This window comes from Burkholderia sp. R-40, from assembly GCF_049942845.1.
Taxonomy (GTDB): domain Bacteria; phylum Pseudomonadota; class Gammaproteobacteria; order Burkholderiales; family Burkholderiaceae; genus Burkholderia; species Burkholderia ambifaria.
This window is the reverse complement of the sequence record NZ_CP187968.1, coordinates 2,750,915-2,765,874: the sequence shown is the minus strand read 5'-3', so window position 1 is coordinate 2,765,874 and position 14,960 is coordinate 2,750,915. Positions and strand designations below refer to the sequence as shown.

The following is a 14,960-nucleotide window of genomic DNA, read 5'->3' as shown; positions in this document are numbered from 1 at the left end:
TAGTCTCAGACGTGCAATGGCTCGAATGTAGGATTCAAGGGGGAATATCCCGGCCCCAGGATTTGCTTGACATCCTGCGAGCACAGCCGCGCAAGCAATTCATCAAGATTGTTGGCGGCATAGCGCACGCAGCTCATGCGCGCCCCGACACAATAAATCTTGTACTCGACAAGCTCCGGTCTGCTTTCCATTTCTTTCAGCGACCAGCAGAAATACTCTCCGTTTTCGCTTTCTCCAAACGGGTAGAGATTCCTAACCGTCTCCTCCGAGCCATCCGGCTCGTATTCCATATATTCCTCCTCGACGGCCTGACGAAGAAAACCACTCACGCGCTCTCCTTGCGAGAACAAAGAAAACGCATGATCTTCAATCGGGACATAAATCATCAGAATTCCCAGGACTCGTCCAAACCCTAATGTATCGATGAACTTTTTATACGATGATGGCAGAGCAAAACCATTAACAACACTTGCTTTTTCCGCGAAAATGGGATCGACATTTGAAGATATATTTTCTGATGATCCAATTTTTTCAATAAAATTTTTCATGGGAGAGTGTCCTATTCATGAGAGATTTCATGTCGTTGATGACCTAACATCCTAGATTTCTACACTTTGTATTTTGTCTGCGCCCATTCAAAACCGATTGCGCAGAAAAAATGACATGCCCTGTATTTGTGTCTACTGCAGACATCGTAATGGCACGCGGGATTCGACTTCTCCCGCGGCGATCATAAATGGCTCGTACCTCCATATGTACGCGACTACTGCGATTTGCTCTGAGATATCGACGAACGTCGCCTTCGAGCTTGCTCATGCCAGGATTGTTTGTTCCATCGCTCAACGTTACAAGGTTTTCACGTCTGCTGCCGGATCCTCCCAGCGAATCCGCAGCAAGATGGCTTCTCTGTTGGTGGTCCGGATGCGTACCACCGACCCATCCAGGCGGGTCGAAGGTCGGCGGCGATGTGCCAGTCGGTCGCAGGTCGTTGACGGTCAGATCCAGGTCGACTCCCGTTGGCCTCCCCAATCTATCCAGCGGCAGGTAGGTAACCAGCAGGCCGAGCGGATCGATCCAGGTGAACGGATTCAGTCCATATCGATAAAGATCAATCCCGCCTAGCAGTTTTATCGGATCTTGCGATATAAATCTTCCGACATCCGGATCGTAATATCGGTGTCTTGTATAATATAAATCCGTTTCGCAATCGTGGTACTGTCCTTGAAGTCGGAGGGGCTGCTGAAATTTCTTTTTCGACTGAATTGATTTGACGGCCTCCCACCCAGATATTTCAGCTTCCCACTCAATGGCTCCAATTTTGCCAATAACGCGAACTGGTGCCCCGTTTGGATCGTTGTAAAAAAAATATACATCCGATGCTGAGTCATATTCACCATTATCAGGTCGATAAAATTTTGAGGAATCCGCTGCGGTGGGTTTGTGCTGAATGCATGCGAATGGCCTGAAGGTTCCCGGATAGTAAACCCACTCGCAGGCATCGTAATCGGTACTATCAGGCCGACGAGGTGACGCAGTGGGTATATTGACCTCGGAAACCAGTGTTTCGCCATCCCAGAAGTAGTAGCTAGTTTTGTGAGAAACAAGATCAGAATGTCGCTCCGTTGCGCATGTTGCTTGCGAGGTCTTTTTTACTCTTCTGTGAAATGCGTCGTACGTGTACTGCGTGCGAGTATTCGACTGGTTGTACGACGCCCCGCCGTCTGATAACTCGATTTGCGTCGTGTGTGTCTCAATCAATTGACAATCACCGTCCCATTTGAGCATTAGGCAGCGTTGAGCATCCTGTTTGAAAGTCAGGTTGCCTGCTTGGTCAAATATGTAGCGACATCCGTTATGCTCGGCTTCAAGACTATGTGACGTTGTTCCAAGGTACGTACCTGACATCGGAGATACATTTCTGACATCGATGTCCCGCCCCTTCCATAGCGGACCAGACAGAAAGCGATAGACCTCGCCGGACGGGTCGATCTGACCGGTCAACCTCCCGACGGGATCATATTGAAAACCGGTGAATCCGAACTTGCTATCCCGGCGCTCGATCATCTCGCCATTGGCGTCATAGGAATACTCTGTGGCAAATAGTGCTCCGGTACCCGCCAGGATTGTTTGTTTGGCAAGCAACCCGCTTGTGGTATAGGCCGTTTGCCGCTTCAGTTCAGGGCCAAGACTCTCCATACAGATTTGTCCAAGCGCATCTCGCACAAATTCGATTGGTTTATTTTCGTCTATCTTTATTTTCACAACGGCGTCCATTGCGTCGTATTCGTAATCAACGGTATGGACAATCGTTTTTGGAAATGCGGTTAGGAATGTTTTTCTTTTTATTCGATTGCCGGCAACATCGAAAGAATTTTGAATAACAAAATCATTACCCTGCCTTTCCTCGATGACCCGACCGGCCGTGTCATAGTGCAGTTCAATTCTGCTGACCGGGTTTTCTGCGCAAATCATATTGCCCATGTTATCGTAGGAGAATGTCTCCACACGAATTCCGCCTTCCGCCGCCGGATCTTGCACGTGCTTCTGTACGATATGCCCGAGGTCATCGACTTGATAGGTGATTGCGCGATCGAGCGGGTCGATGCTGTGAATTAGACAGCCGGAATTCGCATATTCGTAGCGAGTTGATTGCCCCCAATAGTCGATCTCCTCGATAATTCGACCCAATGCATCTCGCCTAAGTTCGTAGTATTGACCACGCTCGTTGAATACGCCTACGAGTTGCTCCTCGGAGTCGTATCGATACTCCAATTTTGACCCGTCGGGAGCCAATCGCTTTTCGATTTGCCCAAGGGCGGAATATGTTATTTGAGTTACATGTCCAGCCGGGTCGCAATAGCGGACGAGATTGCCGTCGGCATCGTAGGCGCATTGAATTTCCTGACTGTCGGATTCGGTTGCTCGTGTCAAATTTCCGTTGCGATCGTAGTCGTAATGACTCACTTGGCCGATCGCATTAATGGTCTGACGTAGATTGCCGAGTGCATCATGAATATACCGGGTTACGTTTCCGGCAGCATCGATATAGCTCGACAGATTCCCATTACGATCGTAGTCGAAACGAGTAACAGCTCCTCGCGGTCCGGTGTGGGTTATAAGCTGGCCGCTGACGTCATAGGCATATTGCCATCTTGCATTTTCTGGCGTTTGCTTCTCGATTAGATTTCCACGCCCGTCCCATACGAAGATCCATTGTTGATTTTGTTGCGCAGTTAAATTTATTAATTTATTATTCTCGTTGTATCTGCTGTATATGGATGTGCCGTTCGGAAGAGTTTGCGACGTGACGTTACCATAGCGATCGCACTTCCAGGAAATCGTCTGCCCTGCTGGATTCGTTTCCGCATTGGCGCGCCATCGTTCATCATATCGATAGCTGGTAATGCCGCCCAACGCGTCGACTTCCATAATCGGCATGTGACGTTCGTTAAGCTGAAGTGTCGTGATATGGTTCAGCGAATCGACAATTCGGGTTTCCTGGCGCATTCGGTCGTAAAAAAAACGATAGTCGAGGAGACCATCTTTTCCCCATGCGCGATCGACACGCCACACACCATCGCTACCTTTCTGGTAGCTGTAGTGAAACGACACGCCTCTAGCTGTCGTATGGCTCACCATCCCGTAGGGGGCTGCATATTCGAAGCGATGGGGGTGTGCCATAGCGTCGATCGACGCTATCAGGTTACGCCGGTCGTCGTATTCGTACCTCACGAGTGGATAGGCGCTTCCGTCGGAATCAATCAAGGTTAGCGCTTTCAACGGACGACCCTGCAACTGTTGGTCTGTGTCGCACACGATCATCCGCATCGTTTTCTCGTCGAGCTTCCATTCAACTACGCGCTGCAATCTGCCGTATTCATCTCGAACAAACTCCCATGCGTTGCCGCTCAGGTCTGCTATGGAGTCGACCCGCAAAGTAAGCGACGAGTGGTTGCCGAGCTCGGCGACCGCATCTCGCCATTTCGCCGGAAGTACGAATCCATACTCGATGCTGTCTTTCGTGCGTAGAACGAATTGCCCGTCTCGACGGTAGAGCGCATAGCCGCGTTGCCAGTCACACGTTCGTGCAGACCAGCACTCTTCCAACGGCATGTCGTCGAACGCCGTGGTGTGATCCGGAAAGTGCAACACCGCACATATCTTGTCCTCATGCAACATCAGTTCAAGGCGAATATCTGCAGGCGTCTGCCAGCCCAGGCCAGCTGAGCCGGAATACGGGTTTTGGCTGGCATAGCAGCGATCCCAGACCAACGGCAATCTGCCGGGAACAGTGAAATCACTCCCGTGCACAACGACTTCGCCGCTAAGTGCGTCCACCGGCTCCGCCTTCAACACCTTGCACCGCAAGAACCCCGACTTCAAATGCAGCTTATCCGCCAGCGACCGCGCCCACTTCGATCCCCGAAACGCCTTGAACAACCCCTTCGCCGCCGCAGCCATGTTCAATACCGGCGGCCCGCCCACCATCACCGGCCTTCCCGCCGGAATCGGCAGCATCACCGAGCTCGGCATCGACGGATCCGTGCGCTCCGTATGCGCGCTGTTGTGCCCCGGTGGTTCCATCCCGACCGACCAGCAGCTCAGCGCCGGGAGTGCCATGAACGACATCGGATCGTTGTTGGCGAGCACCGTCCTGCTCCCCATGAACGACTCGGCATCGTCCGACGGAACCGGATCCGGCGCGGGCGGCGGCGCAAACGACTCCCCGAGCGGAAAATGCAACCCGGGCACATGAAAGGAATGCGTGCCGACAGTCGCCCGCATCAACCCGTTCACAAAAATCGGCCTGCCTGCGGCACCGCCCATGCCGGCGCCCGCGCCGATCATGTTGCCGATGCCGTTCTGAAACGCCGCCGCTTGCTGCTCGAGTTTCAGCCCCTCCGCGACAATCGCGTTGTCCTGGATATCGGCGAGCTTTCCCGACGCGAACGTGGCCGCATCTTCGAGCTCTTTCTCGACGTCCGGATGATCCTCGAGATACGTGCTCACCTTCTCCTGAACCAGTGCCATCGCAATGCTGCCGACGACACCCTTCGCCGCCTCGACATACTCGCGCAGATCCAGCATGAACCCGACGTGCGGATGCGGCAGAAACACCGGCGTCGGGCTCGGCGCGACCAATACCGAATGGACGTCGATACCGACGACAGGATCAAGATGCTTGACGGCCAGCAGTCCCACGTCGCCCTCCTCGTTCAGCGTCCGCCGCGCAACGCCGCGACCTTCTCGCCGAGCGCAGCATGACGCCGACGGTCCATTGCACCCAGTTGCGAAGCCATCCACTCGACGACGAGCGGCAGGTTGCTATTCGCGCGCATCGGCTCGTCGATCATCCGTCCCGCATCGAGCGCATTGAACCCGGCCTCCAGCGCATGCTCGCGCTCCCCCGCCCGCTCCCAGCACACGGCGCTCATGCGCCACGCCTCGACCGTCATCAGCCCGTCCTGAGCGGCCGTAGTCGACGCCGCCGCACGCTCGTAGCAATACGCCGAGTGCGCGTAATCCTTGTGTGTCAGATGCACGCTCGCCTCCCCGAACAGCCCGTTCGCGACGAGCTTGTGCCCCGCCGGATGACCTGCTTTGACCGCACGTTTGCCGCTCTCGGCGGCGCACCGGTACGCGTCGATCGCATGCTCGCGGTCACGCCATTTCAGATAGGCGGCCCCGGCAATCAGATGAACGACGACGCATTGATCGAACCACTGCTCACGCTCCGCGACTTTCAGCGCCGCCGCCCGCAATTGCTCGAGTCGTGCCGGATCACCGACGTCGATCGTCTCGGTCAGCATCACGAAGTGCCGGCGGAATTCGCCGCCCGGCCCGCGCTCACCCGACTCCGCCAGCAATTCGCGCGGCACGCTCGCCATCGAGTACTTGCCGTGCACGACGCGCACCGCGGCACGATGTCGTTGCATCAGCATTGCGAACGGCTCGACCGCCGTGCGCGGCACGACGAAACGCACGCGCTCGCCTCGATTCGGCGCTACGGCGACGATCGACAATAAGCGATCGATCCATCGCACCCATGCCGCTTCATCGCGCACTTTCCCTGGTTGCAGCACGAACACGAGCGACGGAAACACATCCGGATGGTGCTGGATCAGGCTGTCGGCGACCGTCAGCAGATACGGCAACGGGTCCTTGCCTTCGTCTCGCGGCGCGCGCCAATCTGCACGCACACCATGCGCATCGGAACCTTCTCTGCGGCTGTCGTAGAAAGCGATCAGTTCGTCGATCAGCGCCTTCGCGTAGCAGGACTCGTCGACGAACGACGCCCGCATCGTCCTGACCGCACATGACGTCTCGTCCTGCACCTGGAAATACAGCCGCACGAGCTCCGCATCCGTCTCGTCGGTTTGCCAGATCATCAATCGCGCGTCCCGCTCCCGCGCGAAACTCATCCAGTCCGCATGCGCATCCATGAACCTGCGCTCCACCGGATTGGTCGGCTGCCAGTTCTGCATCGGGGCGAACCTCCGTCACGGATTCAGTTTCAAAACGGTGCCTTCCACCGTGTGCTCGCCGGTCGCCGACGACGTCACCGTCTTGCCGTTCACGGTGTGGCTTTCCTTGCCGGTCGACGTCACGTTGATCCCCTGGATCGCGATCGTGCCGTCGCGCTTCATCACGATGCTCGATGCGCCGCACATCAGCACCAACTGGTCGCCGGCCGCGACCAGCACCTGATGCTGCACGCTGGTCGTGTGGTTCGCGCCGACGTTGACGGTGTGGTCCGCACCGACCGTGAGCGTGTGCGCGTTCGCGATCGTCGACGTGCGCGCGCCGATCTCTTCCGTATGCGTCGACGCAACCTGCGTCTTCATGTCCTGCGACGTCGTGTGATATAGCTGCGTCACGTTCAGTGTCTTGCCTTCGCCGATCGTTTCCGTCTTGCTTTTCGCGACGGTCTCGCTGTGCGTGCCGCCGATGGTTGCATCGCGGTTCGCGGAAATCGTCACGGTTTCGTTCTGTCCGACGGTTCGCGTGCGGCTTCCCGTGACGCCATGCGTCTCGTTTCCGCCAATCTGTGCCGTCCTGTTCTGCCCGATATTCACCGACTCGTTCTGCCCCACACTCCGTTGCCGGTTGTTCTTCACCTGCATCGTCTCGTCGTTTCCGACCGTATGCGTATGGTTGTTCCCGACGGAAAGCGTGTGATCGGCCTCCGTCTCCGCATCGAAGTTCCGTTCCGCGTGCATCCACAGCTGCTCGGCGCCCTTCTTGTCCTCGAACCGGAATGCGTTCGCATGGTCGGTCGTCCCGCCCGGCGACGACCTCGACAGCAACCCGCTTTGCGTCGCACTGCCCGGCAGCCCCCACGGCGGCATCTTCTCGCCGTTGAAAACCCGCCCCGTTACGATCGGCTCGTCCGGATCGCCGTTGAGAAAATCGACCACGACCTCGTCGCCTACCCGCGGAATCTGCACGCCTCCGAACCCACCGCCGGCCCAAGGGCTCGATACCCGCACCCAGCACGACGAATCCTGGTTGCTCTGCCCATACCGATCCCAGCGGAACTGCAGCTTCACGCGCCCATACTGATCGGTCCAGATTTCTTCACCCGGCGGCCCGACGACGGTAGCCGTTTGCGGCCCATTGGTCCGCGGCCGTGGCGTGTCGCGTGGCGACCGATACGGCAGGCTCGACGGCTGCACGATCATCATCGTTTGATGCACGACGGCCTCCGCGCCCTGATCACTCGCGTAAGCGTTCTCCTGAAAGCGGTACTGGCACCGCACGATCAAATGCTCGCGATTCTGGTCAGCACGTGGACAATGCTCGAGCGTGAACAGATACCCGGGCGCCGCTCCCCGCACGTCCGCCTCGGCACTCGCGCGCTCATGCTCGGCCTGCTGTTCCTCGAGCCGCACGCGGCTGTAATGCGCACCCGGCGCATCGTCGCGATACCCGCCGGGCCATTCGAACGACGCGAAGCTGTCGTGCTCGTGGCCACGCGGGTCGACTTTCTGCGTCGATAGATCGGCGCGCGGCTTTGTATAGTCGTAGTCGGTGGTCTGATGCTTGCCGACGCTCACTTCCTGCGCGGGCAGCCACGCGTCGATGTGCTCCTCGTCGGCGATTGCCGTGCGATCCTGGGCGATGTACGGAATCGTTTCGTAACCGGGCAACGCGATGTGTGACGACATCGCATCGCACAGCACGAGCGTGTGACTGTCCGCCGAGTGCCGGAAATGGAAATAGATGCCCTCGAATTCCATCAGCCTCGACACGAAAGCCGTATCGGTCTCGTTGTACTGCACACAGTACTCGCGAGGTACATAGGATTCAGTCAGCTTGTTCTCGATCGGAAAGCCATACGGCGCCAGCACCTCCTGCACGATGTCGGGGACGGTACGGTTCTGGAAGATCCGGCAGTCCGAGCGGCGCGTCGCGAGCCACAGCCACGGCCGCACGATCAGCTCGTAACCGTAGTGCCGTTCGGCGCGCCGGCCAGCCAGCGTCGCGCGCGCGACAATCCCGTTCAGGTAGCGCGTCGACAGGTCCTGCTGCTCGATCCGCACGGTCACGGGCTTGCCGAGCATGTCCTTCAGCGACAGGCTGTGACTGTCCGCCAGCGCCTCGATCCGGAATTCGAACAGGCGGCCGAGTTCGTCGCTGCCGTCGAGCGTATGGAATTTCAGGTCGTCGCCGTGCGGGCTGTCGAGTGTGAATACGCGATTCAAGTCGCCTCCTCCTCGTCGAACCGGTACGCGAATTCGCCGTCGGTCGCGCTCAGCTCGATCGCCGCCAGCGCGCGCCCTTCGAGCGTGGCCTCGAGAATCGCGCGGCCGATGCGCGGCATCACGGTATGCGTGAGAATCGCGTCGACCATCCGGCCGCCGGATTCGATCGTCCGACAGCGCTCGACGATCAGCGCGGTCGCCGCGTCGGTGCAGCGCAGCCGGATCCCGTGATGCAGGTCGATCCGCTTCTCGAAACGCCGCAACTGCAGTTCGACGATGCGCGCGAGCGTCGCATCGGTCAGCGGGTAGTACGGCACGACGGTCAGCCGGCCGAGGAACGCGGGCTTGAAACGTCTTGTACAGCTGCGGGCGCAGCGCCTCGGCGAGCGTCTGGATGTCGGGCAGATGCTCGGCCTGCTTGTCAGGCACGCCTGCATCACGCGATCGGCGCCGACGTTCGAGGTCAGCAGGATCACCGTATGCCGGAAGTCGATGTCGCGCCCTTCGCCATCCTCCATCCAGCCCTTGTCGAACACCTGGAAGAAAATCTCGTGCACGTCGCGATGCGCCTTCTCGATCTCGTCGAGCAGCAGGACGCTGTATGGCCGCCGGCGCACGGCCTCGGTGAGCACGCCGCCCTGTCCGTAGCCGACGTACCCGGGCGGCGCGCCCTTCAGCGTCGATACCGTGTGCGCCTCCTGGAACTCGCTCATGTTGATCGTGATCGCGTTGCGCTCGCCGCCGTACAGGGTGTCCGCCAGGGCGAGCGCGGTCTCGGTCTTGCCGACACCAGACGGCCCGCACAGCAGGAACACGCCGTGCGGCTTGGTCGGATCGTCGAGCTTCGCGCGCGCGGTGTGCACGCGCTGGGCGATCGCGTCGAGGGCATGATGCTGGCCGATCACGCGCGCGCCGCAGCGGCTCGGCAAGGTTCAGCACGGCCTGCGATCTCGTCGTTCACCATGCGGCCGAGCGGAATGCCGGTCCAGGCGGCGACGATCTCGGCGACGGCATGGGCGTCGACCGGCGGGCGGCACGATCGGCTCGTCGCCCTGCATCTCGGCCAGCGCCTGCTGCGCGGCGGCCAGACGCGCCTGAATGTCGGCGCGTGCGGCGGCGGTGATCTCATGCGACGGCTCGTCGTCGAGGAGCGCCGCGCGCGACTCGACAATCGCCGTCAACGCATCGCGCTCGGCTTGCCAGTGCGTGTCGAGCCGGTCGAGTTCCGTCTGCACGGCGGCAAGCTCGGCATCGATCGCGTCGCGCCGAGCGGTGTCGCCGCTGCCGAGCGCACACTCGCGCCCGATCCGTTCACGCTCGACGCGCAGGCCGTCGATACGCCGATGCGCTTCTTCGTGTCGTCGATCGGCGCGGGCTCGCGCTGTGCTGGCGAGGGCGACCTTCGCGCACGCGGTATCGAGCAGGCTGATCGCCTTGTCCGGCAGCTGCCGCGCGGGGATATACCGGTACGACAGCGTGACGGCCTCGTGATCGCGTCGTCGAGGATGCGCACGTGATAGTGCGTTTCGAGCTGCGCGGAGATGCCGCGCAGCATCGTGACGGCGGCGGCTTGTTCGGGCTCGAGCACGTTCACGACCTGGAAACGCCGCGTCAGCGCGGGATCCTTTTCGATGTACTGCTTGTACTCGGACCAGGTGGTCGCGCCGATCGTGCGCAGCAGGCCGCGCGCGAGCGCGGGCTTCAACAGGTTCGCGGCGTCGCCGGTGCCGGCCGCCCCGCCCGCGCCGATGATCGTGTGGGCCTCGTCGATGAACAGGATCGCCGGCCGCTCTGACGACATCGCTTCGTCAATCACACCGCGCAGCCGGCTCTCGAACTCGCCCTTCACGCTCGCGCCGGCCTGCAGCAGCCCGATGTCGAGCAGGTACAGCGCGACGTCGCGCAGCGACGGCGGCACGTCGCCTGCGGCGATCCGCAGCGCGAGACCCTCGACGACGGCCGTTTTGCCGACGCCGGCCTCGCCGATCAGGAGCGGGTTGTTCTGGCGGCGGCGCATCAGGATGTCGATCGTCTGGCGGATCTCCGCGTCGCGCCCGATCACGGGGTCGATTTCGCCGGCGCGTGCGCGGGCCGTGAGGTCGACGGCGAAGCGTGCGAGCGCCGACCCGCCGGCGGCTGACGCGGCGGCTGCGACGTGCGCCGGAGAATCGCCACCCACGCCGACCTGCCCGGACGACGGCGTTTCGGGCGAGCCGTCGACGATCGATGCGAGTTCGTCCGCAAGCACGTCGGGCACGATGCGCTCGAACTCGCGTGCGATCGCGTACAGCACGTTGCGCAACTGCGGCGTCTTCAGGATCGCGAGCAGCAGGACCGCGCCGCGAATCCGCGTCGCGTCGTATTTCAGGGTGGCATAGACCCACGCACGCTCGACCGCGTCGTCGATGTGCACGGACAGGTCCGACACCGATCCCGCGCCCCGCGGCAGCTTGTCGAGGGCACTCACCAACCCGCGCTCAATGGCGGCCTGGTCGATCTCGAACCGACGCAGCACGCGCTGGAGATCGCCGTCGGGCCGCTGCAGGAGCTGCTTGAGCCAGTGCGCGAGTTCGACGTACGGATTGCCGCGCAGCCGGCAGAATCCGGTCGCCTGCTCGAGCGTCTCGTAGAGAAGCGGATCGAGCTTTCCGAACAGGTTGACGCGGCCGATATCGGACATGACGGTTCCCGTTTAAGCGGTTTCGCGATGAAGGGCGGCGCCGGTGCGCGGCGGGCCGCCACGGCGCGCGTCGTAACGGACGACGAGATCGCGCGCGGGCCCCGCTTCGAGCCGCTGCCCGAGCCACGCGGTACGGCCGAGGCCGTGCGGTGCGCCGAGTGCGATCGCCGGCACCGCATCGGCTGCCAGTTCGAGCTGCACGTCCCAGTCGAACTCGATGCCGACGTATTCGCGCACCCAGTGCGCGAGCTGCCGCGCGTGCGGGCCGCCCGGCAGGAAGCGCCGGTACGTGTCGAGCGACAGCGGCCCGAGCACGATCCGGAAATGCGATTGCGCATCGCGCACCGCGATGCCGAGCGCGACGCCGCCGACGCGCAGGGTCGGCCGCGTCGCCCGGATCACGCAGCGCTGCGAGCGTTCGATCGCGACCCAGCGCGGCACATGCTCGACGATGTGCGCGTCGACACCGAAATGGCGCCGCAGGATCTGCACGAGCCCCTCCGGGTTGCGCGTGTGCCGGACGAGATGACTCGCATGAAAATAGAGCGCATGCGGCGCGAGCGTGTCGGCATCCGTGGGTCCGGCATCGGCCGGCGCGGCCGGTCCGTCGCCATGCGCGGCGCGCCCGACCAGGCTCGCGACATACGCGTCGAATCGCGCCCGCCCCGGGCGATCGAGGCTCACCGTCGGCTGCGCGTCGGCCCATGCCCGGTAGAACAGCAGGATCAGCCGGTGATGGAACAGGTCCGCGAATGCGGTGAAGGTCGAGTCGTCGTGCTGGGCCGCGCGCTCGTGTGCGTATTCGGTCAGATGGGTCGGCAGCGGTCCGTTGGGTCCGAACAACCCGAAACCGTGGATCGCGATGCGCGGCCGCGCGGTGCCCCCGCCATCACCGCCATCGTCGGATACGCCGGCCAGCATCGACGCCGCAAACGCGAGCGACGGCTGCTGCCCGAGCCGCACCGGTTCGTCGCGCGGCCGCGCGGCATGGCCGAGCGGTGCGCGGCCGGCGGAGAGCGCGTCGAGCCAGCGCAATGCCTGGAACAGGTCGTAGCCATGCGGCGCGGCGCGCAACCGCGCCCACCACGCATCGCGGCGTGCGGCTTCGGTGGCCGGCCGAGCGCCGGGCGGCGTGCCGTGTTTCATATCGCGGGCCGCCTGCCGATGCGCGCCGGCCAGTGCGCGAGCATGCCGCGCTGCGCGCTGGTCAGCACGCATTCGGCGAACGCGTTGATCGAGACGTGCCGCGCGAAGAACTGTTCGAGCACGGCGCCGAGCAGGAACGGGCTGTCGCCGGAGAACGCATGGTCGTCGACGGTCACGTCGACCTGCACACCGCGCCCGAACATCAGCGGCCCGAGCGCCGGCAGCCGCCGGAACACGGGCGAGAACGCGACGCGCCGCACGCCGTCGATCTGCCGGCGCATCGCGGCATCGGCCGGGTCCGCGTGCAGGCCAAGCAGCTCACGCAGCGCATGCGCGCCCTCCTCGTCGTCGAGATCGGTCAGCGTCTGCCGGGCCAGCCCGAGATGGCGGATCAGCCGCCAGGCCGTCTGCGAGTCGGCGATCGGCGGGCGCGGCCGCGACGGGCCGCGAATCGCGACGACGCGCTCGACGGGCGCCGAGATGCGCAGCGTGAACGCATTCGCATCGCCCGGCGGCAGCAGCAGCGCGAGATCGCGGTTCGTGCACAGCGTGTCGACCGACAGGTAGCGCATCGTCTCGTCGTACGGCGCGCACTGGCTGTCGACGAGCGACACGTAGGTTTCGCTGCCGACGTAGCCCGTGCGTGTGCCGTTCGCGCGTGCCTGCGCGGATACCAGCCGAGGCTCGCGCCGCACCGTGTAGTACGCGCCATAGTTGCCGTCGTCGCTCGCGAACGACGCGTGAAACGGTCGGAATTCGCGCGACTGGCCGTCGTCGCGCTGCTCGCTCGCGAGCCGCTGCACCGCATAGATCTCGTGATCGAGCGGCCGGCTGCGGTCGACGACGACATGATGCTCGCGCGCGCCGGGCTGCACCCCGATGCGATCGCCGCGACGCTCGAACAGATTCACGGCCGGCGTGCAGTTCAGCGCCAGATGCCGCGCATCGACGGCCGCCTCGAGCGCCGCATCGTGCCGGTCGAACAACACGGTCAGCTCGCAATCGTCGCCGGTGGCGCGCGCAAGCGCGGCGCGCAGCCCGCCGATGCTGAAGAACAGGAAACGTGCCGGAAACGCGAAATACTCGCGCAACAGCCGATAGCCGTGGAAGCTGCGTCCGTCGTCGGGCAGGATTGCCTGCGCCGGGTCGAAACCCTCGTGGACGATCGCATCGGCGTCGAGCGCGTGCAGCCAGCGCGGCGGTTGCCCGGGATCGTGGCAGACGACGCCGAGCGCATGCGCGGCGATCAGTTCGAGCAGGTGCAGCGCGTCGCGCTCGGGGCCCGCGAGATGAAAGGTCAGCCGCTCGAGCGGCAGTTGCGAGAGTCTGGCGCCACCGCGCGCCTTCAGCCGGATGCGCAACGCACCGCGCACGTGCTGGCGCGCCGGGACGGCACCGCGCGGCAGCCACGACGGTGCACCGGTGACGGCCGCATCGGTCAGTTCGAGCGGCCACAGCGTCAGGTCGTGCGCGGTGCGGAATTCGCACGCGGTCTGCTCGGACGCGGCCGGCCGCGCGCGCAGCACGGTGCCGGCCGGCAGCCGCCAGCCCTGCGCGAGGCTGCCTTCGTTCAGCATCGGCGCGAACCGCACGATCGCCATCGACGGCAACGGCGCGAGGTAACCCGGATACACGGCATCGAGCAGCGCCTGCGTGAAGCGCGGAAACTCGGCGTCCATCTTCAGTTGCACACGCGCGGTAAGGAAGCTGAAGCCTTCGAGCAATCGTTCGACGTACGGATCGGGCGGCCCCGATTCGTTGAGCCGCAACCGCGCGGCGACCTTCGGGAACTGCTGCGCGAATTCGTCGCCGAGTTCGCGCAGGTACGCGAGTTCGCGGTTGTAGTAGTCGAGCAGGCGGGTATCCATCGTGTCAGTTTCCCGCTGACGACTGCAGCGACATCGCACCCGTCTCGAGATCGAGGTCGGAGCGCAGCACGAATTCGACCGGATGCGGGATCGACCACAGCGTGCCGCGGATCTCGAACAGCAGCACGTTGTGACGCCGTTCGCCGGCGCGCCCGTCCGATGCATCGGCGATGCTGCGGACCTCGACGCTGTCGGGCGCGATGCGCGGCTCGAAGCGGACAATCGCGTCGCGGATCGACGCCTCGACCGACATCCGCTCGACGCCCGACATCGGTTTGCCGACGAACGGCCGCATCCCGTAGTTGAGCACCGATGCCCGCGCGTGCGCGAACGCGGCCCAGTCGACGAAGCCGTCCTCCGCGTTGCGCGTATTGAGCAGCCACGCGAGATCGCGCAGCACGGCCGCGCGCAGGCGCTCGGCACCGATCCATTGCGTGCCGGGCAGATCGGTCGTGCGCTGCGGCGCGTCGTCGGTCAGCCGGTCGAGCAGCGCGGGTTGCAGCCGGTCACGCATGCCGCCGTGCCGGCCGTCGCGGGCATTCGGGTCGTCCATCGTCATCG

At 62.7% G+C, this 14,960-nt stretch carries 9 protein-coding genes and 2 pseudogenes; all 11 read right to left on the bottom strand.

Annotation, left to right across the window (positions count from 1 at the left end):
* Positions 1 to 5: 5 nt before the first annotated feature.
* The 11 genes and pseudogenes from ACP26O_RS28695 to tssE all read right to left on the bottom strand — a co-directional run bounded on the left by ACP26O_RS28695 (position 6) and on the right by tssE (position 14,952).
* Positions 6 to 548, bottom strand: a complete 543-nt coding sequence (locus ACP26O_RS28695) for an SMI1/KNR4 family protein (RefSeq protein ID WP_175662749.1) — start codon at positions 546 to 548, stop codon at positions 6 to 8.
* A gap of 43 nt (positions 549 to 591) precedes the next feature.
* Entirely contained in the window at positions 592 to 5,202 is a 4,611-nt protein-coding gene (locus ACP26O_RS28690; protein WP_175662750.1) for an RHS repeat-associated core domain-containing protein, read from the bottom strand.
* 14 nt (positions 5,203 to 5,216) lie between these two features.
* On the bottom strand, positions 5,217 to 6,485 hold the full coding sequence (locus tag ACP26O_RS28685; protein WP_175662751.1) for a hypothetical protein: 1,269 nt from the start codon (positions 6,483 to 6,485) through the stop codon (positions 5,217 to 5,219).
* A gap of 15 nt (positions 6,486 to 6,500) precedes the next feature.
* Complete coding sequence (gene tssI, locus ACP26O_RS28680; protein ID WP_175662752.1) at positions 6,501 to 8,705, bottom strand: type VI secretion system tip protein VgrG; 2,205 nt, start codon at positions 8,703 to 8,705, stop codon at positions 6,501 to 6,503.
* On the bottom strand, positions 8,702 to 9,634 hold the full coding sequence (locus tag ACP26O_RS28675) for an AAA family ATPase (RefSeq protein ID WP_426356352.1): 933 nt from the start codon (positions 9,632 to 9,634) through the stop codon (positions 8,702 to 8,704). Before ACP26O_RS28675 ends, tssI begins: the two co-directional genes overlap by 4 nt.
* Positions 9,635 to 9,637: 3 nt before the next feature.
* Entirely contained in the window at positions 9,638 to 9,940 is a 303-nt protein-coding gene (locus ACP26O_RS28670) for a hypothetical protein (protein WP_426356351.1), read from the bottom strand.
* Positions 9,941 to 10,063: 123 nt separating this feature from the next.
* Positions 10,064 to 10,135: pseudogene (locus ACP26O_RS28665) on the bottom strand (hypothetical protein); the annotation flags it as partial.
* 284 nt (positions 10,136 to 10,419) lie between these two features.
* Positions 10,420 to 11,385, bottom strand: a pseudogene (locus ACP26O_RS28660) (AAA family ATPase); the annotation flags it as partial.
* A gap of 12 nt (positions 11,386 to 11,397) precedes the next feature.
* Positions 11,398 to 12,531, bottom strand: coding sequence for a type VI secretion system baseplate subunit TssG (gene tssG, locus ACP26O_RS28655; RefSeq protein ID WP_175662754.1), 1,134 nt, complete (start codon positions 12,529 to 12,531; stop codon positions 11,398 to 11,400).
* Positions 12,528 to 14,399 carry a type VI secretion system baseplate subunit TssF gene (gene tssF / locus ACP26O_RS28650; protein ID WP_175662755.1) on the bottom strand — a complete coding sequence of 624 codons (1,872 nt, stop codon included), beginning with the start codon at positions 14,397 to 14,399 and terminating at the stop codon, positions 12,528 to 12,530. Before tssF ends, tssG begins: the two co-directional genes overlap by 4 nt.
* A gap of 4 nt (positions 14,400 to 14,403) precedes the next feature.
* Positions 14,404 to 14,952 carry a type VI secretion system baseplate subunit TssE gene (gene tssE / locus ACP26O_RS28645; protein ID WP_175662756.1) on the bottom strand — a complete coding sequence of 183 codons (549 nt, stop codon included), beginning with the start codon at positions 14,950 to 14,952 and terminating at the stop codon, positions 14,404 to 14,406.
* Positions 14,953 to 14,960 lie beyond the last annotated feature (8 nt).

Coding starts and splice junctions, on each gene's coding strand:
- tssE (WP_175662756.1), bottom strand. CDS start 14,952: ATGGACGACCCGAATGCCCGCGACGGCCGGCACGGCGGCATGCGTGAC.
- ACP26O_RS28695 (WP_175662749.1), bottom strand. CDS start 548: ATGAAAAATTTTATTGAAAAAATTGGATCATCAGAAAATATATCTTCA.
- ACP26O_RS28685 (WP_175662751.1), bottom strand. CDS start 6,485: ATGCAGAACTGGCAGCCGACCAATCCGGTGGAGCGCAGGTTCATGGAT.
- tssF (WP_175662755.1), bottom strand. CDS start 14,399: ATGGATACCCGCCTGCTCGACTACTACAACCGCGAACTCGCGTACCTG.
- tssG (WP_175662754.1), bottom strand. CDS start 12,531: ATGAAACACGGCACGCCGCCCGGCGCTCGGCCGGCCACCGAAGCCGCA.